Origin of the sequence: Solwaraspora sp. WMMD406, assembly GCF_029626025.1 — a bacterium.
In the GTDB taxonomy this organism is placed as follows: Bacteria; Actinomycetota; Actinomycetes; order Mycobacteriales; family Micromonosporaceae; genus Micromonospora_E.
Map to the genome: position 1 here is coordinate 6,025,650 of NZ_JARUBF010000001.1, position 20,709 is coordinate 6,046,358.

The window sequence follows — 20,709 nt, forward strand, 5'->3', positions numbered from 1 at the left end:
GAATGTGTCGGTGCGACCCATCCCAGCACGGAAAGCGCTTTCCGCACTCCAGGACGCTACGACCACTTCACCGACATGTCAATGCGTCGATGCAATAGCGGCGACGACCAGCCGATCGGCCCGTTGACACCCGCCGACTCCCTTGCCTAAATGGTCGAGCCGCCCGACACCCCGGCCCTGATCAGGAGAAACCCGTGTCACGATCCACCGCCCCGACACGCAGAGCGCTCATCCGCACACTAGCGGTCGCCGTCACCGTCGCCATCGGACTCGCCGCCTGCGGCACCGGCGAGGCCGAGGAGACGACCGAAACCGGGCCGGTGGAGCTGTCCGTCTTCTGGTGGGGCGGCGAACGCCGCGCCGAGCTGACCCAGCAGGCGCTGGACGTTTACGCCGCCCGCAACCCCGGTGTCACCTTCACCGTGACCTGGCAGGGCAACAGCGGCTACTACGACAAACTGGCCAGCCAGGCGGCGGCCGGCAACACACCCGACCTGTTCCAGATCGACGACAACTACCTGACCGAGTACGCCGACCGCGACGTCGTACTCGACCTGACCGACCACGTCGACAGCGGCGCACTGGACCTGTCCGGGTTTCCCAGCAGCCTGGTCCAGTACGGGCAGATCGCCGGGCGGACCGTCGCGGTGGCCGCAGCGGCCAACACTCCCGGCATGGTCTACAACAAGACCCTGGTCGACGAGCTCGGCGTCGCCGAACCGACGATCGGGATGACCTACGAGGAGCTCATCGACTGGGCCGCCGAGATCACCGGGCTCACCGACGGCGCGGTGGCCGGGACGATGGACCCGTCGGCCGACTACAAGGCGCTCTGGCTCTGGCTCCGCTCGCAGGACCTGGAACTCTACCGGGGCCGGCAGATGGGCTTCGGCGTCCAGGACCTGACCGCCTGGTTCGAGCTGTGGGCGCAGGCCCGTGCCCGCGAGGCCACTCCCGCCGCCGAGGTGATCCGCTCCGCGAACAACGGTGACGTGACCCAGCAACTGGTCGCCACCGGGGCGGCGGCCACGTCGTTCATGTGGTCCAACCAACTCGCCGAGCTGCAGAAGTACACCAGCGACGAACTCGGCGTCGTCTCCTATCCCGGCGACCCCAGTGGCCAGTGGGCACGCGCGTCGATGTACTGGGCCGGCTTCCGGGGCACCCGGCATCCCGACGCCGTCGTCGACGTCATCGACTTCCTGGTCAACGACCCGCAGGCCGGCCGGATCCTCGGCACCGAGCGCGGCCTCAGTTCCAACCTGGAGGTACGCCGTACCGTTCAGGCGACGCTCGCCGATGACAAGATGCAGGCCTCGGTCGCGTTCGAACAGGAGATGGCCGAGCTGTTCGGCCCCGCCCCGGTCCCACCGCCACGCGGACACACCCGGATCCGCGCCCTGTTGATCACCGCTGCGGAAAGCGTGCAAAGTGGTTCCGCGACGCCGCAGGAGGCCGCCGAGCAGTTCCTCGCGCAGGCCAACGCCGCCCTGGCCAGCTGAGTCAGGCATTCGGCGCGGCGGTGTGCCGAGCACCGCTGTCTCGCCGGCGACGACCTCGGCAAGCGCCACACCGTAGGACGGACGTAACAAGTGGTTACATCTGTCGACGTGTCGCTGTTCGATACGTACGGTCGGCGTGGGAGGTACTCCGATGCCGGAGGATTACATCGGCCTGCGGGTCGCGCGGTGGCGCGACATCGCCGGCATGACGCAGCAACAACTCGCTGCCGAGATCGGGGTCAGCCGCGAGTACATTTCCATGATCGAGAACGGTAAGCGGGCCGTGACCAAACGGTCCATGCTGATCGCCCTCGCCTCCGCCCTGAAGGTATCCATGATGGACCTGACGGCGCAACCCTATCTGCCCCGCTCCCGCAACGAGCTGGCGCTGTACGCCGCCGTACCGGCGATCCGCAAGGCGATGGACGACGACGAGCCGGCCGCCGCCCGACCGGCCGCGCAACTCGCCGCCGAGGCCGACCTGGCCATGCGGGCCAGGATGGCCTGCGACAACCCGACGCTGGGCATCCTGCTCCCCCGCCTGATCGCCGAGATCCGGTCGACCGCCAACGCCGCCGGCGACGATCCCGCCTCGCTGCGGATCGCCGTCCAGGCGCTCGTCACCGGCTCACTCGCGCTCAAGCCCCAAGGCCACGTCGACCTCGCGATGCGGCTGGCCGAGCGGGCGGTACGGGCCGCCGAGCTGTCTGCGGATCCGGCGTGTCGAGCCGCCGCCGGCTACGCGCTGGCCCAGGCGATCCTCGCCACCGGCCTGCGAAAACGGTCCTGGAGCCTGGCCCGCAAGGCCGCCGAGGAGATTCAACCCCACCTCGGTACGGACGAGTGCCGCTCCTGGTACGGAATGCTGCATCTGCACGCGGCGCTCTCCGCCGCCAGCCTCAGCCAGATCGACGTCGCCGAGGAACACCTCACCGAGGCGGAGGAGACCGCCCGGCACACCACCGGGGACCCGTGGCGGATGGAGTTCACTCCGGCCAACGTGGCGGTGTGGCGTGTCGGGGTGGTGCTGGAGAACGGCGAGCCGGCGCGCGCACCGGAACTCGCCCGTATGGTCGACCAGACGGCCCTGCGCACTCCGCAGCGACACGCCAGGCTGCACATGGACGCCGGACGCGGATTCCACGCCGCCAAACGCAACGAGGAGGCGGTGCGGGCGTTCTTGCGGGCGGAGAAGATCGCCCCGCACGAGACCCGCAGCCGGGCCGCGGTCCGCGAGATCATCGCCCACATCGCCCGGGATTCCTCGCCCCGAGGCGGCTCCGACGAGCTGCGGCAACTCGCCGTACGGATGGGAATCGACCCACTCTCCCCAGAGGAACACAGAACGTAACCACACGTTACGAAATATCCACGTATGGCCTTCTATCTTCATAAGTGCGGGGTGTGGCGGCGGGTGTCAGTGGAGAGCCCCCGGCGTCACACCCCGCACTGTCGTGAAGGGAGGGATCGTGGTCTCGTACGACGAGTACCTGTTCGCCGTCGCGGCGACGCTGGCCCGGCGCCACCGCCCACAGTGGTCCTGGCGGCGGTGGCGGCACACCTGCCGCTGCGGTGCCGAACTCCCCTGCCGCACGCTGCACCGGGTGCCGATCAATCGGGGCCATTGGCCGCGTTGACCGGCCCGTCGGCGTCGGCGTCCGGCCCGTCATCGGCGGCGACCGGCCCATCGATGCCATCGGTCGCCGGTTGCGGCCGGCCCGGTGCCAGTCGGTAACCCACCGCCCCGGCTCCCAACACCAGGAGCGCGATCGCGGACAACGTCTGCGTCCGGCTGGCCCCGCCGCCGGTGTCCGTCGAACGCCCCTCCGGCCCGGCGGCGCCGGTCGGACTGAGCACCGCCCCGGTGGCGACCAGGGACGGCGCCGGTTGTTCGGCATCCGGCACGGTGTCGGTCCAGTCGTAGCCCGTACCGTCCGCGCAGCGCTGCACCGTCGGAAACCAGAACGTCTGCCCGATGCTGCCGGTCAGCCGGACCAGGACGGAGAACTCGGCGACACCGGCGGCGATCGCCGCGTCGTCGACCGGGGGCCCGGTCCAGTCGACCCGGCTGGGCGTGACCTCGGCGACCCAGCCGGGCGGTTGTCCGGTCGCCGTGGCCGCGATCGCCCCGTCCGGCATCGTGACCGTGAGCCCGGTGGTGTGTGCCGCCTCGCAGCCGTGGTCGAAGGTGAAGGTCAGCGTGGTCGCACCAGCTCCGTTGGGCTGTGCTCCGGCGAGCTGGGTGTGCGCCGCCGCCGGGACCGCCAGCCAGGCCGTGGCCACCGCTGCGGTGAGCAGTCCGAGCAGAACGGTGCCGACACGACGCCGGCCCCTTATCAGCCGGGTCAGGATCAGCCGGGTCAGGATCAGCCGGGTCAGGATCATAGGATCTCCACGGGCAGCGTCGCGATCGGGCTGTCGAACCGGGAGGTACGGGCATTCACCCGGATCTCCCACCGGCCGGGCAGCGGGAAGTCGGCTACCGCCTCGTATCGGCCCGTACCCACCTGGGCGAGTCGTCGGTCCAGCGGGCCGACCCCGACGTCGGGCTGGGTGACGGTGACCGTCGGCGGTGCCACCGGCTCCAGCGGTCGCCCGTCCGCGTCGAACAAGGCCAACTCCAGTGCGTTGATTCCGGTGGTGCCCGGAGTGATCCGGATCTCCACCCGGCCGTCGCCCAGCGTCCCGTCGACGGTGATCGCCGGATCACCGGTCTGGTCGGCTCCGGCGACGAACTCCGGGCCGGCAGGTGGTGCCGTCGGATCGCGGGTGACCAGCACCCCGGTCGTCGCCAGCACCGCGACCAGCAGGATCGCTTCCAGCCGTACGGTGTGGCGCAGCGACCGCAGCGCGGCGGCCTCGGTGTCGGGCCGGGCGGTACGGGGCACCAGCCGGTACCTGTTCCACCCGGCGATGGCGACGAGCACTCCCACCGCGGCGACCTTGGCGAGCAGCACCTGCCCGTAGGTGGTGCCGAACAGGGCCGACCAGGAGCCGAGGATCCGCCAGCCGAGCAGCACGCCGGCTACCGCCAGTACGGCCACCAGAAAGGCCGCCACCTGGGAGAAGGCAACCACCACCGCAGCCCGGTCCCGGGCCGGCAGACCGCCGCCGGCGGACACGCCGCCGGCCAGCACCAGCCCCAGTCCGACGATCCCGCCCAGCCAGACGGCGGCGGTCACCAGGTGCAGCAGGTCGCTGCCCAGCACGAGCCAGGCCGGGCCGAAGCTGCGGGTGTGCCCGCCGAGCGTCAGCGCACCGAGTGCCAGGCCGGCGCCGCCGAACACCGCCACCCCGGCGGATCGACGCCGCCGACCGGCATCGGTACCCGTACCAGGGGCCGCGACCAGCCTGACCCCGGCGAGCACCACCAGTACACCGGCGGCGGCGAGTCCGGCGGCGAGTCCGAGGTCGGAGCCGTACCCGGTGCGCCAGGTCTGCCCGCTGGCCAACGCGGCGACGTCGGCGGCGTCCTGCCATGCGGTGGTGACCGGCGGCATGGCGACCAACGCGACCAAGGCGAGCGTCCCGAACAGCCAGATCAGCCGGGTCTGCCGGCCACGGACCTGGCCGGCCGCCAACATGCCCGTCGGTCCGCGCAGAAAAGCCACGCCGAACACGGACAGCCCGACGCCGCCGAGGACCCCGATGTAGATCGCTGCCTCGGTCACCGGGCGCAGTACCCGCAGCGCGGTGTCCGGTTCGCTCACCGGGATGGCGACGCTGCCGACGCTCGGTGTCCCGACCGCGAAGCTGAATCCGCCGGCGACCGGGTGGCTGTCCGCCGAGATGACCCGCCAACTCACGACGTACGTTCCGTCGGCCAGCTCTGGCGGCAGGTCGATGACGACGGTGCTGTCCACCGACCGGGCCGTGGCCTCGACGGGTGTGCCGGCGGCGTCGAGCACGTTGACCCCGTCCGGCCGCACCTGGACCGCCTCGTTGAAGGTCAGGGTGACCGTCTGCGGTGCTTCGGCGAGCAGCGCGCCGTCGGCGGGGTCGTTGGCGAGGAGGGTGGCGTGCGCGGCGGCCGGGCTGGCCACGGCCGCCGCCAGCACGATGCCGAGCACCATCCCGGGTACGGCGAGCAGACAGGTTCGCCGTACCCGGGATGGGTGTCGCCTCGACGCCACGGATCGGACCGGCTGCGCCTCGTGGCGCAGCCGGTGACGATGATCCACGCCTACGCGGCCTTCCTCGTGCGGTGCAGGGCCAGGGCACCGGCGATGAAGCCGAGCAGACCGAGGAACAGGCCGATCCAGCCCAGCAGGGAGCTCGGTCCGGTGTCGGTGGTCGAACTGGCCGGGGTCAGCTCGGTCGACCCGGCCGCGTCGTCGGCAGCGTCGTCGGCAGCCTCGTCGGCCGCGTCATCGGCCGCGTGGCCGCCACCGGCGCTGTCGTCGTCGGCTGCGGTGATGACGAACGACGGTGCCGGGTAGTCCAGTTCGTGGCTGTCCTGGCCGTCGGCCGGGACCTGCGCCCAGGCCGCTTCGCCCTGCTCACAGGTCTGGATCGCGGGGAAGATCAGCTCCTCGCCGGCCGCGTCCGGCAGCTTCAGCGACAGTTCGAACACGTCGCGCATGTCGTCCGGCAATGGGGTCTTCGCGGTGTAGACGACCTCGGCCACCCGCTCGGTGAGTTCGTTGCCGTGGCTGTCGGTGACCGGCGGGTCGAGGTCGGCCATCACCTTTTCGACCGTCCAGCCCTGGTTGATGGTCGGCGTGACCGAGTTGATCAGGTCGGGAATCTGGATGGCGACCCTGGTGGTGGACGATCCGTCGCAGCCGTGCGGCACCGACACGGTCAGCACGGTGTAGGAGTCGGCGGTCGTCACGGTGGGACTGACCGTCACGTGGGCGGACGCCGGTGCGCCGGCCAACAGCACCGCCCCACTGGCGAGTGCGGCCACAGCGCCGGCACGCGTGACGCGCCGAAGGGAGGGGTTCATCGATGGTTGCCTTTCGTCTGTCGGCCCGCCCAAGGTGCCAGTGGGCAGGTGGCGGCTTTCGCATTGGTCGGATGCGTGCGCCGTCTGGTTCCCGACAGTTGCGACTACGTGTCGGCGGGAGCGCCAGGGCCGGAGGTCACTGGTCGCAGCGGGGTACGCCACATCGGCCACAGCGGCGGCCCGTCGGGCAACCGGACCGGGCCGCGCGGTTGGTAGCCGTGTCGGAGATAGAGCTCCCGGTTGCGCGGAGTGGTGGCTTCGAGATAGGCCGGTACGGATTCCTGGTCGAGCACCCGATGGTGGTGCCGCAGCAGCGCCGTACCGATCCCTCGGTTCTGCAGCCACGGAGTGACCGCGAGGTAGCCGAGGTAGTGGTGAGCCTCGTTCGGGTGGTGCTGGCCGAGCAGCGTGTCGAGGGCCGCGACCCGGTGTTGCCAGGCGCCGGCCGCGATCAGCATCCGCCGCTGGTGGACGGTCACCTGGTCGACGGTGACGGGCTGCTGGCGGCGGTGCCAGATCGCGACACCGGCGATCGGCCCGGCGATGTGCACCAGGCCACCGGTGTCCAGCGCGTGTTCGAGCTCGATGGTGAACAGGGTCCGGAAGGTGGTCACTCGGGCGTCGATGTCGGTGACGAGCCATTGGGACACCGGAGCGATCAGGAACGCCTCGGTGAGCAGGGTGGCGGCTTGGGCGATGTCGTCGTGCGTGGCGTTGCGAACGGCGGTCGCCGGGGTGGTCGCGGTCATCGGCGTACTCCAATGAGATGGGTGGCGGGTCGGGGCGAAGAGGTAACGCGTACGTCAGGCGCGTCCGGACAGCACGGCGTTGCCGACCGCCGCGCCGGTCTGCCGGAGCAGGTCACGCAGCGGGGTCCGCAGGGTGGCCAGCAGGCCGGCGAGATGCTGGTCGACGCCTGGCTCGGCGCCGTCGAGCAGGTAGGTGTCCAGGCCGGTCTCAGCGGCCAGTCCGGCGAGGAACAGGTCGGACTCGTCGAGGTGTTGCAGTCGACGCAGCCGCAGCGACAGCCTCGCCCACGGCCAGGCGGCGGTGTTCATGTCCACCGGCACGTACACCACCCGGGTACGGGTCCACCGGCGGACCTGTTCGGGCCGGACCACCCCGGCGGCGGCGAGCCGGCGCGCCACGTGTCGTTCGGCCCGCTCGGCGAGGACGGTGAGCCAGGTGCGTACCGCCGTGTGTTCGGGTTCGTCGAGCATCAGCCGCAACGCGGCCCGGCCCAGGGCGTCGGCCGGCGCGGCCGGGTCCCGTACCCACGCCTGACCGGCGTGGATGGCGATGGCCTCGGCGGTGAACAGCTCGGCCAGGACGGCACTGGCCAGTCCGAGACCGATCGCCCGGGAGTGCAGCCTCGGGCGGCCGGTGACATCGTGGTGGGCGAGGAGAAAGAACTCGTCAGCGAGCAGCGGCACCGTCCACCTCCTGCCGCCCGAGGGTCTGCGTACGGCGTAGCGCGGCCACGCTGACCAGCGCCTGTTGGCATGGTGGATGGTCTGGCCGGCAGTCGACGTGGTGTCCGTCGACCCACACCCAGGTGCCGTCGTAACTGCGGGCGGACGTGGTCCGCACCTTGGTGATCAGGAGGTCGAACGGCTCTCCGGGGACGGGTCCCCGTCCGTAGCGCCATTCGGACACGGCGAACCGGGCCACCGTACCTGCCGGCAATTCCGGCACTAGTGGGTGTTCCACAAAATATGTCATAGAAATGTCCAGCCGAATCACCGGACGCGAGGGCATCCGTACGCGAATGTGTCGAGGCCACCGACCGCGGCCAGGACAGGCGTCATTGAGCAGGCAATCTATGTCAGGGGAGAGCACTTGACGGACGGTCACGTGGACCAGATGAATTCCAACTCGTCTGCGGTCCCGCCGATCCGTACCTCGGCCAGCACTTTTCGGAAGGCCGCGGCGAGGCCTCCGGCGGCGGTGCGGGTCAGCAGGTCCGGATGGTGGGCCTCGACGGCGTTGAACACCAGGCGTTCGACGGTGAGCGCGTCGACCGGACTCAACCGGCAGCCGCACGGCGCACCGTACGCCCGGCCGTTGAGTCTCGTCATCGGGGTCATCTGCCGTTCGCAGGTCGCGCAGAAGAGCAGTCCGGCCAGTGGGGACGGATGGGTCACACCCGTTGTCGGGCCGCCCCCTACGCGAACATCGTTCACCTCGGGGAGATCAGCGATCTCATGGTGCGCGCCGCGGCTTTTGGCCATCGCGAACTCCTCACCATGATTCCCTGGATCGACTCGTCGCCATCGGCAGACGCAGATCGAGTCTGCCAGGGCACCCACAGTGGTGCAATGCTTAACTCGCCGGTGGAACCATAATCAAACCCGTTGAAGACCCCGAAAATACGTACAGTTCTCACGGAGTACGCCCGGGACAGGCGTTCGCACACGGCCGAGCCACACGAACGGTTGATCGACAGACGACAACCAACGATGACACCGACCCCACCGACCGACCCCCACGGCGCGCCGTTCTCCGCTAACCTTTTTCTTCCCACGCCTCGCGCGCGCGGTGAATACCGGTGGCCGGCAGGCTCCCTCCCCATCACCACTGTCTGCCGGCCACCGCCCGTCGACGGATCCGGCCCATGGCCTCGCGCGCACCCACCGAACATCGGTGTCCACGTCGGCCAGCCCATCGTCCGGCGCGCCCATCGGATCTCCAGCCGACCGTCCGCGCCCACAGTCACGGTGTGCGCGATCCAGCCTCCAGTCCTGACACGGGACCAGTGGCCGACCGTGGCACCGCTCGACCACCAGCACGAAATACATCGAGTTTCTTAGATCGCTCCAAACGATCACAGGTTGGACACGTGAGCATCCACGCAGGATCGGGCGGCACCTGCGAACGGACCTCGCGCGGCTCTGCTATGTGGATGATTGTTGGCCCGGACCCCGCTGGTACGCTCATGGCGAGATTGCGCAGTTGCTGACGATGCGGGGATGCTGGAGGTAACGTGAGCAGGCCATCCATCTTGCTACTTGGCGCAGACCCATACGTACTACGCGCGTGCGATCAACACGACATCGACACGGTGCTCCTGTGCAACTCGGGTGCCTACGACTCCGGCCGGATTCGCATGCCGGCGCAGGGGAAGATGATCCGGGTCGACGACGTGACGAACCCGGAGGACTGTCTCAGCGCGTTACACCGGGCTGGCCTGGGCAACCATCAGTTCGACGCGCTGCAGAGCACCTGGGAATTCTCCATCGTCACCGTGGCGGCACTGGGCAAGACGCTGGGCTGTCGGGCACTGGACCCCTCGGTCGCCGTGCGCTTCCGGGACAAGTCGCTGCAGAAGGCCCGGCTGAGTTCGGCCGGCGTCCCGGTCACCCGATGGGCTGTGGTCGAGGACATCTTCGACGTGAGCGGGGTGCCACTGGAATTCGAGCGGGCGGTCCTGAAGCCGATCGCCGGCGGCGGCACCACCTCCACCAGCGTCGTTCGCGACCGTAAGGACCTGGAGAAGGCGAGCCGCACCTGCCGCGAGGAGAAGGAAACCAAACGCACCTTCCTGCTGGAGGAATTCGTCGACGGCGACGAGTGGATGGCCGAAGGTGTGGTGTTCGGCGGCGAGGTGCTGTTCTTCGGTCTGGGCGCGTACACCGAGCCGTGTCTCGAAGCGCTCACCGGGCAGACGCCGATCTCGCTCCGCCGGCTCGATCCGACCCAGGACGCCGAGGCGTACGAGGTCGCCGGGCCGGTGGTCCACGACGCGATCGCCGCGTTGGGATTGCGGGACGGGGTGTTCCACATGGAACTGTTCCGCGAGCGCGACACCGGGCGGATCGTCTTCAGTGAGTGCGCCGCGCGCCGGGGCGGGGCAATGACCCAGGAGCAGATTCTCGGCAAGTTCAACGTCGACCTGGGCGAAGCCGCTCTGTTCTGCGCCCTGGGCCGACGCCCGGTCCTCAACGTGAAGGTCAATCCAAAGGTGGTGGGGTGCGCGGGACTGTTCGGTCCGGCCGGCACGCTGATCAGCTACCCCACTCCCGACGAGATGTTGGCACAGCCTGACGTCGTCTTCGCCCAATCGTGGGTACCTCCGGGAGCCAATCTCGACACCAAGTTCTCCGCGTCCGCAGACATGCTCGCCGCGATGCTGCTCGCCACCGACACCGTCGAGACGTTTGACGAACGGGTACGCCAACTGCGCGAGTGGTTCGCCGACCGGGTGGTGGTGGCCGAGCCGGCACTGACCAGCGGGCAGCGGTGGGCCTGGCAGCAGCGCACCGCTCCGGATCGGCAGTACCGCGACTGGCTGTACGACGGCCCGTGAACAGCCCAGCCGGCTCGCCCGCCGAATCGTCGTCGTCGGCATCGGGAGCGGGGGCGTCAGGAGTGGGCGCGCACCTGACGGCGTCTGCCGCACCGGCGTCCGACCACGCCGATCCGCCTGGACGGATCCGGACCGCGTTGACCCGCATGCTACCGCCGACCGGCCCGCAACGGGCGCTCGCCGGTTCGGTGTTCGCGGTGACCGTGGGCGGCGGACTTCTGCTGGGCAGCAGCACGCTGTATCTGACCCGGATCGTCGGGATGTCGGCGACCGAGGTCGGCACCGGCCTTACCGTGGGTGCCGTGGCCGGCTTGGCCGCCGGACCACTGATGGGGCACGTCGCCGACCGGCGTGGCCCGCGCGAAGTGCACATCGTGACCATGCTGTGTGGCGCCGCTGCGACCACGGGTTTCGTCCTGGTCCGGTCGTTCTGGGCGTTGGTCCTGGTCTCCCTGTTCACGACCCTGGTCAGTGCGGCCGGTCAGGCGAGCCGGGCACCACTGATCCGGGCGGTGGCCGCCGGGCGTACCACCTGGTTCCTGTCGTACCAACGGGCCATCTCCAACGTGGGCATCATGGGCGGCATGCTGATCGCGACGATCGGCATCCAGTTGGACACGGGGCCGGTCTACATCACCATGATCCTGGTCGCCGCCGCGACCTTCGTGGTGGCCGGGTTGGTCCTCACCCGGATACCGCACGTCGAACCGCTGGCGGTGATCGCCGGCCAGGGCAGCTGGATCGCGCTGCGCGACCGTCCGTACCTGTTGGTGGCGTTGATCAACGGAGCGATGTCGGTCCACCTCGCGATCCCGGCGTTCGCGCTGCCGCTGTGGATCGTGAACAGCACGTCCACGCCTCGGATCGCCGTCACCGGGTTCGTCCTGCTCAACGGCATCCTGATCGTCGCGCTCCAGGTGCAGGTGAGCCGAGGTGTCGTCAGCCCGGCCGCCGCCGCGCGGCGGATGGTGTGGGCGGGCGCGGCGCTCCTGCTGTCGCTGGGCCTCATCGGCGCGATGGCGGGTGTGCCATGGTGGGTGGCTCTCCTGCTGTTGTCGACCGCCACCGTCGTGTACACCTTCGGTGAGCTCTGGCACGCGGCTGCCTCCTTCGAGCTCGCATTCGGGTTGGCGATGCCACACGCTCAGGGCCAGTACGCCGGCGCGTTCGGTCTCGGGCAGGGCGCGGCCAACGCCGCAGGACCGGCGATCCTCGCCGTACTCTGCATCGAGGGTGGACTGCCCGGCTGGCTCCTGCTGGGGGCCGCGATGATGTCCCTCGGGCTGGTGACGCCGATCGCAGTGCGCTGGGCAGAGCGCACCCGGTCCGACGCCTCCAGCGCGTCTGAAGCGCCTGCGACGCCTGCCGTGTCTACGGTCGTGACGTGACAAACCATGCGAAGGTGAGATCGTGACGGGTGAGGATGTCTACCACAAGTTGATCACCCTGTTCGACGAGCGGGGTGCCACCTACCGGGTGATCGAGCACGAGCCGGAAGGCGTCACGGAGGCGGTCAGCAGACTCCGTGGTCACGACCCGGGTCAGGCCGCGAAATGCATCATCGTCATGGTCAAGATCGGCAAGAAGACGACCCGATTCGTGGCTGCGGTCATCCCCGGTGACCGGCGGGTCGACTTCGGCAAACTCAAGGCGCTACTCGGCGGCACGTACGCTTCCTTCGCCTCCCGCGAGGTCGCCGAGGAGTTGGCGGGTACGGCGATCGGCACCATCCCGCCGTTTTCCTTCGACGACCGGCTGGCGGTGATCTTCGACCCGGAGCTGCTCCCGCACCCCGAGGTCTTCTTCAACGCCGGCCGTTTGGACCGGACGATCGCGTTGTCCACCAGCGACTATCTGGCCATCGCCGAGCCTCGGGTGGAGTCGATCGCCCAGCCCTGACCCGGCGACACCGATCACTTCAGCATCCGCAACGCTTCGGCGTGCAAACGGCCGTCGCCGGCGGCGAGGACCTGACCCGGCGACGTCAACCGCAGATCGGCACCAGACCAGTCGGTCAGCAGACCGCCGGCCCCGCCGATGACGGCGGCCGGGGCGAACAGGTCGTACGGCTGCAGCCCGGCGTCGACCACCAGGTCGGTCCGACCGCTGGCCAGCAGGGCGTACGCGAACGAGCTGGCACCGTACATGGCGTATCGGGTGGCCCGACGGACCCGGGTGAACGCCTCAAACTCCTCGGCGGTGAAGAAGTCGGGATTGGAGCAGGTGACGAGGGCGATTGGCAGGTCCGCGCACGGCCGGGTCCGGACGGGCTGCCCGTTACGCCGGGCGAACGAACCGTTGACGCCGACCCATCGGTCACCGGTCGCCGGATAGTCGAGCACCCCGATCCAGGGTCGGCCATGCCGGCTCACTCCGATCAAGGTGCCGTACAACGGTATCCCGGCGACCAGGTGGGCGGTGCCGTCGACCGGGTCCACGATCCAGGTCACGTCCGCGTCCACGTCGACGCCGCCGTACTCCTCTCCCAGGATGCCGTGCCCGGGGTAGGCGTCGCTGATCAACTCACGCAGCCGGGTCTCGATGGCGCGATCCACCTCGGTGACGAAACTGTTGTCGGCCTTGCTGTCGGGCCGGGCGGTCGTCGGGGCGGCGGCGAGCAGCTGGTTGCTCTCATCCGCCAGCTGCTCGGCGAACCGCACCAGCTCGGCGGTGTATGTGTCGATCATCCGATCCGACCTTCCGTGGCGACCTGGCGCAGCGTGTCGGCGAACGCCCAATCGACCCAGGGCAACAGCGCCTGGATGTCTGCGGCGTCGACGGTCGGGCCTCCCCAGATCCGGATCCCGGGCGGTGCCTCCCGGTGGGCCGCTAGGTCGTATCCGGCGCCGTTCTCCTCGACTGTGGCGCACAGCCGGCGGACGAACTCGGCCTGTTCGGCACGGGAAAGCTGGTCGAGGATCGGGTGGCGCAGCCGGAGACAGATGCTCGTCGCCGAGATCGTCGCCGGGTCGCGGGCGAGGAACTCCACGTGCGGACTGTCCCGGACCCACCGGCGGACGAGGTCGAAGTTGCGCCGTGACCGGGCGATGAGTGCCGGGGCGCCGCCGAGGTCGGCGCACCAGTCGAGCGCGTCGAGCACGTCCTCGACGGCGAGCATCGACGGCGAGTTGATCGTGAAGCCGTCGAACAGGTCGTCGTCGAGCTTACCGTCGCGGGTCAGCCGGAAGATCTTGGGCAGTGGACGGTCCGGCTGGAAACAGGTGAGCCGGTCGACCGCCGCCGGCGACAGTGCGATCATGCCGTGGGCGCCCTCTCCCCCCAACGCCTTCTGCCAGGACCAGGTGATGGCGTCCAACTTGGTGTAGTCGATCTCCATCCCGAAGATCGCCGAGGTCGCGTCGCAGATGGTCAGCCCACGCCGCTCCGCGGGGATCCAGTCGGCTCCGGGGACACATACGCCGGAGGTGGTCCCGTTCCAGCAGAAGACGACGTCCCGGTCGAAATCAACGGCACTCAGGTCGGGGATCTCTCCGTATACGTCCGTCCGGTGCACGCGCACGTCGGTCAGACGTAGTTGCGCCACGATGTCGGCCAACCAGGTGAAGCCAAAGTTCTCCCAGCAGCAGACGGCCACACCGGTGTGACCGAGCAGGTTCCACATCACCATTTCGATCGCCCCGGTGTCGGAGCCGGGAACGACGGCGATCCGGTAGTCCGGTGGCAGCCCGAGGACCTGCCGGGACTTCTCGATCACGGCACGCAGCTTGTCCTGTCCCTGCGGGTGCCGATGGGACCGGCCGACGAAGGCGTCGTGGAGCTGCTCCGGTGCCCAACCTGGCCGCTTCGCGCAGGGTCCCGAGGAGAACCAGGGCCGGGCGGGCTTGCGGACGGGAGGCGCCGGTGGCGAGATCCGCATGGCGGCCCTCACCCGGCCAGGCTGACGAAGTGCCGCCGAGTGCCCTGATACGCGAACCGCCCGTGTTGCAGCACCTGGTTGTCCAGCACGAGCACGTCCCCGTCTCGCATCCGTACCGCCCGGGTGGACTGCCACAGCAGCCCGCGCAGGGCGGCGATCAGGTCTTCGTCGATCGGGGTGCCGTCGCCGTACGTCGTCGTCGCCGGGTAGTCCTGGTCGGCCAGATCCGCAGGGAAGTCCGGGTGCGACCGCCAGTAGGAGCAGTGCAGCTCGGTGACCTGGTTGAACCACAGCTGCTCGCCGGTCCCGGGATGGGTGACGAAGGCCTCCCTGCGGTAGTGGTACCGCAACTGGCCGGTGTCGGTCCACTGGTACTCGTACCCGGAGGTGCGCAGGTGCCGCTCGACGGCCGTCGGGGCGTCGGTGCCGAAGGTGTCGGACCAGCTCATCTGGCCTGGCGAGGAGACAGCAGGCAGGCTCCGGTGGTAGCGGATGCCACGGCTGCGGAAGGTTCGGGCGATGTCGTCCGGAAGATCCCGGGTGGTCTGCCGGATGTCGTTGATCGGGACTTCGCCGCCGGTGGCGGCCGCCTGCTCACAGAAGAACAGGATCGTACGTGGGAACGTCTGCAGGTACGCCATTTCGTTGTGCGGAGACAGGGTGATCCGCGGATCCTCTTCGGTGGTGGTGAGCGCGACGTCGGAGTCTTGTTTGCGAACGGCGATGCCGCCCTGGTAACCCATGCGCGGGTACCCGAGATCAGCCACCAGCCGCTCGAAGTCCGTCCGGTCGACCAGCGGCAGACCGCGCAGCAGGACCCCGCCGTGCACTGGCAGCGCCTCGTCGATGACGCGCCGCACTCCGGCGATCAGGGCGGTGCGGTGACCGTCCGGTCCGGACTCGGCTCGTAGGGTCGGGATCATCTGCCCGACGTCCGGCACGAAGTCGGGAAACGACGGGTGCGCCGATCCGGCGAGGAACGGGCGGTCACGGACCGGTATCCGGAACGGCTCGCCGTGATCGACCTGGTGGAAGGCGGGTACGCCCGCCGTCGAGTCGACCGTAGTCACATCGTCACCTCGTGGTCTACGTTGTCCGGGCCCTCAGGATGTCCACGTAGGACGACTACTTCGTGGAAGACCGGACGGGTGGGCTCGTTGGTCAGCCGCTGCCGCGCCTCCCACGCGCTGATCCGTTGACGTGCCTGTGGATCAGCGTAGAAATCGCAGGTGAAGTCCCGTTCGTAGCCCGTGCCTCGCATCGCGGTCTCCAGCCCGACGAAGAAGGAGATGTCGGTACGGCGATCCTGGCGCACGATCCGGGACGCCAGTTCCTCCGGACGGTAGCCGTTGGAACGGAACAGCTGCAACAGGATGTCCTTGCCGATCCGGCAGCCGAGGTTGAGGATGACCTGGGCATGTGGCGCGCAGGACCGGACCCGCCGCAGCAGGGCCTCGATCAGCCCGAGACCGACCACGTTGAACGGATACCGGTTGAAGGCCGCCCATGGGTAGTAGTGCGCTGCGTGGTCGTCCAACTGCCGCCCCGACCCGGTCGCCGCAGGCGGGGCGCCCAGGTCGAATCGCCTACCCAGCACGTCGCCGGGGTCCGGCACCTGCGGGATGCACGCGACGACCGCGTCCGCGCCGGCCGCCCGGGCCGCGGCGGCCGGCGGATCCAGCAGGTTCACCGCGCCTTCGACCGGGTGGAACCGGTCCAGCAGGTCAGGTACGGACTCGGCGACGAATCGATGTGCCAACCCGGTCAGCCGGGGGTCGAGGTCGCTGCCGTGCACCAGTTCCACCGCACAGTGCCGCAACAGGTAGGCGACGTTCACACCGCTGCCGACCCCGACCTCGTAGACTCGTCTGCCGCCGAGACCGGCACGACGGAGGCCGGCTTGGAAGGTCAGCGTCCACGGGTCGCGCGGGTCGAAGGCGAAGTTCGGCATCGGGCCAGCGGACCGGCGCGTCGGTTCCTGAACCGGCACCACCATGTCGGGGCTCATGTCATTGACCTCCCATCGTACGGCGGGCAGGCGGTAGCGACCGGTCCGACCGGTCCGACCGGTCCGACCGGTCCACCGAATCGTCGTCGATCAACAGGACCTCCCCGGCTCCGCCCCGCCGGCAGTGGTCGGAGCTCATCGAGGCGGCGTATCCCCCCGCGTTGAGCAGCGCCACCCGGTCGCCCTCGCACAGCCGGGTCATCCGCTGGTCGGTTGCCCAGACGTCGAGTGACTCGTTGATGTTGCCGACGACCGTGTAGGTGACCTCGTCTTCTCCCCATCGGGGTGCGACGGCGACCGGTTCGCAGGGCAGCCCGTAGAAGACCGGCTCCATCGCCAGGTTGAAACCCGCGTCGAGACTGGCGAACCGCACATCGCGCCGCTGTTCGACCGAGGTGACGGTGGTCAGCAGCAGCCCGGCGTCCTTGGCGACGTAGTCACCCGGTTCGACCGCGACCCGCAGGCCCTTGGCGGCGAACCGGTCGGCGATCGTCTCCGCCCAGGCGGTCAGGTCCAGCGGCGTGTCCTCTGGGGTGTGCGGCACACCGAGACCGCCCCCGACGTTGATCTCCCGCACCTCGCCGAAGGCGGCGACGAACTCGTCGGCCGCGTCGAACGCGGCGGCGAGTTGGTCGAGTTGCCCGTCGAGATAACCACATCCGACGTGCATGTGCAGCCGCACGACGCGCAACCCCCACTGCCGGGCGATCGCCGCCGCCTCGTCGAGGTGTTCCCGGTAGATGCCGAACTTGGTGGTGGCACCGCCGCTGTAGTTGAGCAGGTCGTTGTCCTGGTAGCCGACGCCGACGGCCGGGTTGATCCGCAGGCCGACGTCCCGACCCGGACAGGCCCGACCAAGCCGCGCCAGCGACGACACCGAGTCCACGTTGATCCGCAGATCGGCGAACCGGGACAGGGCGTCGATGTCGCGCACGGACAACGACGTCCCGGTGTACGAGATGGTTTCGACCGGAAACCCACAGGCGAGTACGTGTCTCAGCTCCCCGATGGAGCAGACGTCGACTCCGCACAGGTCGTGGGCGCGCAGGTAGGCCAGCAGCGCAGGGGCGCGGTTCGCCTTGATGGCGTAGTAGATGCGGTGGTCGACTCCCGCGTCCGACAGCGCCGCCGCGACTCGCCGGATGTTGTCCCGAACGCGGGCGGTCCGGTGCACGTACGTGGGGGTGCCGACCTGGGCGGCGAGCTCCTCCAGGTCGGTATCGCCGAGGTGGAGCCGGCCGTCCCGGTAACGCAGGTCGTCGCGCTGCCACCAGGGTGGCGTGTCCGGTCCGCTGTCCTGGTCGGCACGGACGTAGCGCACCCGGCCGGCGAGATCGGCCAGTGCGTCGGAGATTCGCTGGGATTCACAGTCGGGTCCCAGCGCGACCCGCAGCAGCGGGTCAGGGCTGCGGCTCGTGACCACGGCCTGCTTGATCCGCAGTACGGTCAGCGCCGGCGACAGGCCACGACAGTCGAGGATTGCGGGGGGTGCTTTCATGCTGTACCCGTCCCTAGCTGAGGTCGCCGGTGTTCAGGTCGTGCTCGGCCCGGGCGAGCGACTCGGCCATGATCGCCACGATCCGGTCGATCTCGCCTCTCGTGACGACCAATGGTGGCGACATGATGCAGAGGTTCTCGTACGGCCGCACTAGTAGGCCGGACGTCTCGCAGTACTGGTCCACCCAGCGGGCCAGTGCCTGGTTGCGGTCGGTGGGTCCGTCCTCGCCGGGCACCTGGCATTCCACGCAGGCCATCAGGTGGTCGCCGCGTACGGCGGCCACGATCGGCGATGACCGCAGCTCACGTAGTCGCCTGACGAAGTACGGCCCGACGTCGCGGACGTGGCCGCAGATGTCGTCGCGCCGCATCACCTCGATGTTGGCGAGCGCGGTGGCACAGGCGACCGGATGACCCGAGTAGGTGAATCCGTTGGAGAACACCGGCTTGGCCGGATCGGCCGACCGGGTCAATGTGTCGGCGACGTGGTCCGCGACGAGCACCGCGCCCAGCGGCTGGTAACCCGAGGTCAGCCCCTTGGCGGTGACCAGCATGTCCGGCACGATGCCGAACCGGGCCTCAGCGGCGAAGAAGTGGCCGAGCCGGCCAAAGCCGCAGACGACCTCGTCCGAGATGTACAAGATGTCGTGTCGCCGGCACAGCTCGCGGGCCGCTTGGTGGTAGCCGGGTGGCGGGACCAGGACCCCGCCGGAGGCGAGCACCGGCTCGGCGATGAAGCAGGCGATGCGCTCCGGACCGATCCGGCGGATTGCGGATTCCATGCCGGTGATCAGCTGATCGAGACGCTGCGCGGCGGTCACCGTGGACACGTCAGGGTCGTACACCGGGCAGTCGAGGTGGTGGATCCAGTCGGTTTCGTAGCGGAAGTCGGTCCGGTCGGCGCTCTTGCCGCACAGCGACGCCGCGAGGTAGGTGCTGCCGTGGTAGGCGTTCTCCAGTGACAGGACGTGATGCTTCTCGGGCCGCCCCTGACTGGCGAAGTAGTAGTGGGCGATACGGACGGCGGACTCCACCGCTGTCGACCCGCCGGTGGTGAAGTGCACCCGGTTCAGGTCGCCCGGTGCCAGCTCGGCCAGGGTGGCGGCGAGCCGAGCCGCTGGTTCGCTGCCCACGTCGCCGAACGGCGTGTAGTACGGCATCCGGCGGGCCTGTTCGGTCATCGCCTCGATGAGCTCGTGTCGGCCGTAGCCGACCGTGACGCACCACATGCCGCCGATGGCGTCGAGATATCGTCGACCTTCGCTGTCGACCACTTCGACGCCGGTGGCCTGCGACACGAGGAGCGACTCCGCACGGCCCAGCGTGCGCAGATCCGCCCACGGGTGCAGTACGTGGCGGGCGTCCATGGCTACGGGTGACGACGTCGAGGCCCGCGTACCGTTGATGTCCTGGGTGGGGTTCGACACGACCTTTCCTCTCGCTCGGCCGACCGCTACCGCGTGCCGAGGATCGCGCGATAGCTGTCGTGGGCGGCGGTGACGGCACTGGCCCGGTACATGGCCTGGTAATCGACGAGACTCGGGTAGTTCGCCTCGCCTTCCCTCGCGAGCGCCTCGACGAAGCCACCGTCGCGGATGTCGGCAAGGATCGCGCGCCCCTTGGCCCTGACCTCGTCGCCGATCACTTTGCCGAGGTAGCGCTGGACACCGAACCGGCAGGTCGGCGAGCCCTGCTGCTCGATCACCTCGTACAGGCCGGTCGTCGCCGCCTCGACCATCATCTCCGCCATCTCGCCGGAGGCGTGCATGTCCAGCAGCGCCGGCACGGGGTCGTAGCCGGCTTCCACCAGCACCTCGAAGGCCATTCGGCAGGCGTCCAGCAGCAACGGGGTCAGGAACTGCTCCTGGAACAGGTCGAGCTCGGTCTCCACCGCGTGTGTCACCGGCAGTACGCCGTACCGGGTGAAGCCGACCGCCTTGGCGACGCCGAGCGTGCGGCGCCGGGCCGTACCGGTGGCGTCCTGGACAACGTCGACGAAGGCGAGCACCCCGCCGCCGTCGAGGTAACGCTGCCGGATGGGCTTACCGAACATCTTGGGTGCCAGCAGCGCCACGTCGACGTCGTGCGGCAGCGCGATGCGTCCGTACCGGATGGAGAATCCGTGCGCCACCACGAACAGGGCGCCCTCGGCGAGGTACGGCGCGATGTCCGTGTCGTACACCTCGGGGTGCGCCTCGTCGGGAATCAGCAGCAGCACGATCGACGCGGCGCGGACCGCCGCCGCGATCGGCCTGGTGTCGAAGCCGTCGCCGACAGCGGCCGCACGGTACTCGTCGGCGCGATTGCCGACAATCACCTGAAGTCCGCTGTCGCGCAGATTGGCAGCGAACGCCTTGCCCTGGATGCCGTAGCCGATCACGGCCACGAGCTCGCCGTCGACGTCGTCGAGGCTCGCGTCTCTGTCGAAGTACATTCCTGACCACTCTCCGTATTCAGACGTACGTGTGGAGGGCCTGCCACCGTCGCCGCGCGCCATCACGCGTGGTCGTGCGTCATCGCGCCGGTGGGCGGACACGGGTACCGGGAGTCGGAAGGGACAGGTGTCGGGGT

The 20,709-nt window shown here is 69.3% G+C and carries 20 protein-coding genes; 6 read left to right on the plus strand and 14 right to left on the minus strand.

Features of this window, described 5'->3' with window-relative positions; genetic code table 11:
- Positions 1 to 194: 194 nt before the first annotated feature.
- The 3 genes from O7632_RS26795 to O7632_RS26805 all read left to right on the plus strand — a co-directional run bounded on the left by O7632_RS26795 (position 195) and on the right by O7632_RS26805 (position 3,139).
- A complete protein-coding gene (locus tag O7632_RS26795) occupies positions 195 to 1,502 on the plus strand; it encodes an ABC transporter substrate-binding protein (RefSeq protein ID WP_278118263.1) in 1,308 nt (435 codons plus the stop codon).
- Positions 1,503 to 1,653: 151 nt separating this feature from the next.
- Positions 1,654 to 2,853, plus strand: coding sequence for a helix-turn-helix transcriptional regulator (locus O7632_RS26800; protein WP_278118265.1), 1,200 nt, complete (start codon positions 1,654 to 1,656; stop codon positions 2,851 to 2,853).
- 118 nt (positions 2,854 to 2,971) lie between these two features.
- Positions 2,972 to 3,139, plus strand: coding sequence for a hypothetical protein (locus O7632_RS26805; protein ID WP_278118267.1), 168 nt, complete (start codon positions 2,972 to 2,974; stop codon positions 3,137 to 3,139).
- Here O7632_RS26805 and O7632_RS26810 read toward each other — a convergent pair.
- The 7 genes from O7632_RS26810 to O7632_RS26840 all read right to left on the minus strand — a co-directional run bounded on the left by O7632_RS26810 (position 3,114) and on the right by O7632_RS26840 (position 8,594).
- On the minus strand, positions 3,114 to 3,887 hold the full coding sequence (locus tag O7632_RS26810) for a DUF1775 domain-containing protein (RefSeq protein ID WP_278118269.1): 774 nt from the start codon (positions 3,885 to 3,887) through the stop codon (positions 3,114 to 3,116). The two genes, O7632_RS26805 and O7632_RS26810, sit on opposite strands and share 26 nt — an antisense overlap.
- On the minus strand, positions 3,884 to 5,683 hold the full coding sequence (locus O7632_RS26815) for a copper resistance protein CopC (protein WP_278118271.1): 1,800 nt from the start codon (positions 5,681 to 5,683) through the stop codon (positions 3,884 to 3,886). Before O7632_RS26815 ends, O7632_RS26810 begins: the two co-directional genes overlap by 4 nt.
- 2 nt (positions 5,684 to 5,685) lie before the next feature.
- The gene (locus O7632_RS26820) at positions 5,686 to 6,411 is read right to left on the minus strand and encodes a YcnI family protein (RefSeq protein ID WP_278118274.1); all 726 of its coding nucleotides are present in this window, start codon (positions 6,409 to 6,411) and stop codon (positions 5,686 to 5,688) included.
- Between the two features lie 143 nt (positions 6,412 to 6,554).
- A complete protein-coding gene (locus O7632_RS26825) occupies positions 6,555 to 7,199 on the minus strand; it encodes a GNAT family N-acetyltransferase (RefSeq protein ID WP_278118276.1) in 645 nt (214 codons plus the stop codon).
- 54 nt (positions 7,200 to 7,253) lie between these two features.
- Positions 7,254 to 7,883 (minus strand): GPP34 family phosphoprotein, encoded by a 630-nt coding sequence (locus O7632_RS26830; RefSeq protein ID WP_278118278.1) that lies wholly within the window; start codon positions 7,881 to 7,883, stop codon positions 7,254 to 7,256.
- Positions 7,867 to 8,172 (minus strand): hypothetical protein, encoded by a 306-nt coding sequence (locus O7632_RS26835; RefSeq protein WP_278118280.1) that lies wholly within the window; start codon positions 8,170 to 8,172, stop codon positions 7,867 to 7,869. The genes O7632_RS26830 and O7632_RS26835 overlap by 17 nt, the downstream gene beginning before the upstream one ends.
- A gap of 128 nt (positions 8,173 to 8,300) precedes the next feature.
- Positions 8,301 to 8,594, minus strand: coding sequence for a zinc ribbon domain-containing protein (locus tag O7632_RS26840; protein ID WP_278118281.1), 294 nt, complete (start codon positions 8,592 to 8,594; stop codon positions 8,301 to 8,303).
- An 839-nt stretch (positions 8,595 to 9,433) separates the two neighbouring features.
- Between O7632_RS26840 and O7632_RS26845 the strand changes: the two genes are divergently transcribed.
- The 3 genes from O7632_RS26845 (at position 9,434) to O7632_RS26855 (ending at position 12,655) form a co-directional block, all read left to right on the plus strand.
- Positions 9,434 to 10,756, plus strand: a complete 1,323-nt coding sequence (locus O7632_RS26845; protein ID WP_278118283.1) for a hypothetical protein — start codon at positions 9,434 to 9,436, stop codon at positions 10,754 to 10,756.
- 146 nt (positions 10,757 to 10,902) lie between these two features.
- Positions 10,903 to 12,144: an MFS transporter gene (locus O7632_RS26850; protein WP_278120422.1), complete on the plus strand. Its 1,242-nt coding sequence runs from the start codon at positions 10,903 to 10,905 to the stop codon at positions 12,142 to 12,144.
- Positions 12,145 to 12,166: 22 nt separating this feature from the next.
- Entirely contained in the window at positions 12,167 to 12,655 is a 489-nt protein-coding gene (locus O7632_RS26855) for a YbaK/EbsC family protein (RefSeq protein ID WP_278118285.1), read from the plus strand.
- A 14-nt stretch (positions 12,656 to 12,669) separates the two neighbouring features.
- Here O7632_RS26855 and O7632_RS26860 read toward each other — a convergent pair whose 3' ends face one another.
- From O7632_RS26860 to O7632_RS26890, 7 genes are read right to left on the minus strand one after another with little or no spacing between them, the layout of a single operon-like run.
- Positions 12,670 to 13,443 carry an inositol monophosphatase family protein gene (locus O7632_RS26860; protein ID WP_278118287.1) on the minus strand — a complete coding sequence of 258 codons (774 nt, stop codon included), beginning with the start codon at positions 13,441 to 13,443 and terminating at the stop codon, positions 12,670 to 12,672.
- Entirely contained in the window at positions 13,440 to 14,645 is a 1,206-nt protein-coding gene (locus O7632_RS26865) for a phosphoserine transaminase (protein WP_278118289.1), read from the minus strand. The genes O7632_RS26860 and O7632_RS26865 overlap by 4 nt, the downstream gene beginning before the upstream one ends.
- Positions 14,642 to 15,703 (minus strand): TauD/TfdA family dioxygenase, encoded by a 1,062-nt coding sequence (locus O7632_RS26870; protein ID WP_278118290.1) that lies wholly within the window; start codon positions 15,701 to 15,703, stop codon positions 14,642 to 14,644. The genes O7632_RS26865 and O7632_RS26870 overlap by 4 nt, the downstream gene beginning before the upstream one ends.
- Entirely contained in the window at positions 15,700 to 16,641 is a 942-nt protein-coding gene (locus O7632_RS26875) for a hypothetical protein (protein WP_278118292.1), read from the minus strand. The genes O7632_RS26870 and O7632_RS26875 overlap by 4 nt, the downstream gene beginning before the upstream one ends.
- Position 16,642: 1 nt before the next feature.
- Positions 16,643 to 18,139, minus strand: coding sequence for a diaminopimelate decarboxylase (locus tag O7632_RS26880; protein WP_278118294.1), 1,497 nt, complete (start codon positions 18,137 to 18,139; stop codon positions 16,643 to 16,645).
- A 13-nt stretch (positions 18,140 to 18,152) separates the two neighbouring features.
- A complete protein-coding gene (locus O7632_RS26885) occupies positions 18,153 to 19,565 on the minus strand; it encodes an aminotransferase (protein ID WP_278118296.1) in 1,413 nt (470 codons plus the stop codon).
- 26 nt (positions 19,566 to 19,591) lie between these two features.
- Positions 19,592 to 20,572, minus strand: a complete 981-nt coding sequence (locus O7632_RS26890) for an NAD(P)-binding domain-containing protein (protein ID WP_278118298.1) — start codon at positions 20,570 to 20,572, stop codon at positions 19,592 to 19,594.
- Between the last annotated feature and the right edge of the window lie 137 nt (positions 20,573 to 20,709).

Coding starts and splice junctions, on each gene's coding strand:
- O7632_RS26880 (WP_278118294.1), bottom strand. CDS start 18,139: ATGAAAGCACCCCCCGCAATCCTCGACTGTCGTGGCCTGTCGCCGGCG.
- O7632_RS26850 (WP_278120422.1), top strand. CDS start 10,903: ATGCTACCGCCGACCGGCCCGCAACGGGCGCTCGCCGGTTCGGTGTTC.
- O7632_RS26810 (WP_278118269.1), bottom strand. CDS start 3,887: ATGATCCTGACCCGGCTGATCCTGACCCGGCTGATCCTGACCCGGCTG.
- O7632_RS26825 (WP_278118276.1), bottom strand. CDS start 7,199: ATGACCGCGACCACCCCGGCGACCGCCGTTCGCAACGCCACGCACGAC.
- O7632_RS26860 (WP_278118287.1), bottom strand. CDS start 13,443: ATGATCGACACATACACCGCCGAGCTGGTGCGGTTCGCCGAGCAGCTG.
- O7632_RS26835 (WP_278118280.1), bottom strand. CDS start 8,172: ATGACATATTTTGTGGAACACCCACTAGTGCCGGAATTGCCGGCAGGT.
- O7632_RS26890 (WP_278118298.1), bottom strand. CDS start 20,572: ATGTACTTCGACAGAGACGCGAGCCTCGACGACGTCGACGGCGAGCTC.
- O7632_RS26875 (WP_278118292.1), bottom strand. CDS start 16,641: ATGAGCCCCGACATGGTGGTGCCGGTTCAGGAACCGACGCGCCGGTCC.
- O7632_RS26800 (WP_278118265.1), top strand. CDS start 1,654: ATGCCGGAGGATTACATCGGCCTGCGGGTCGCGCGGTGGCGCGACATC.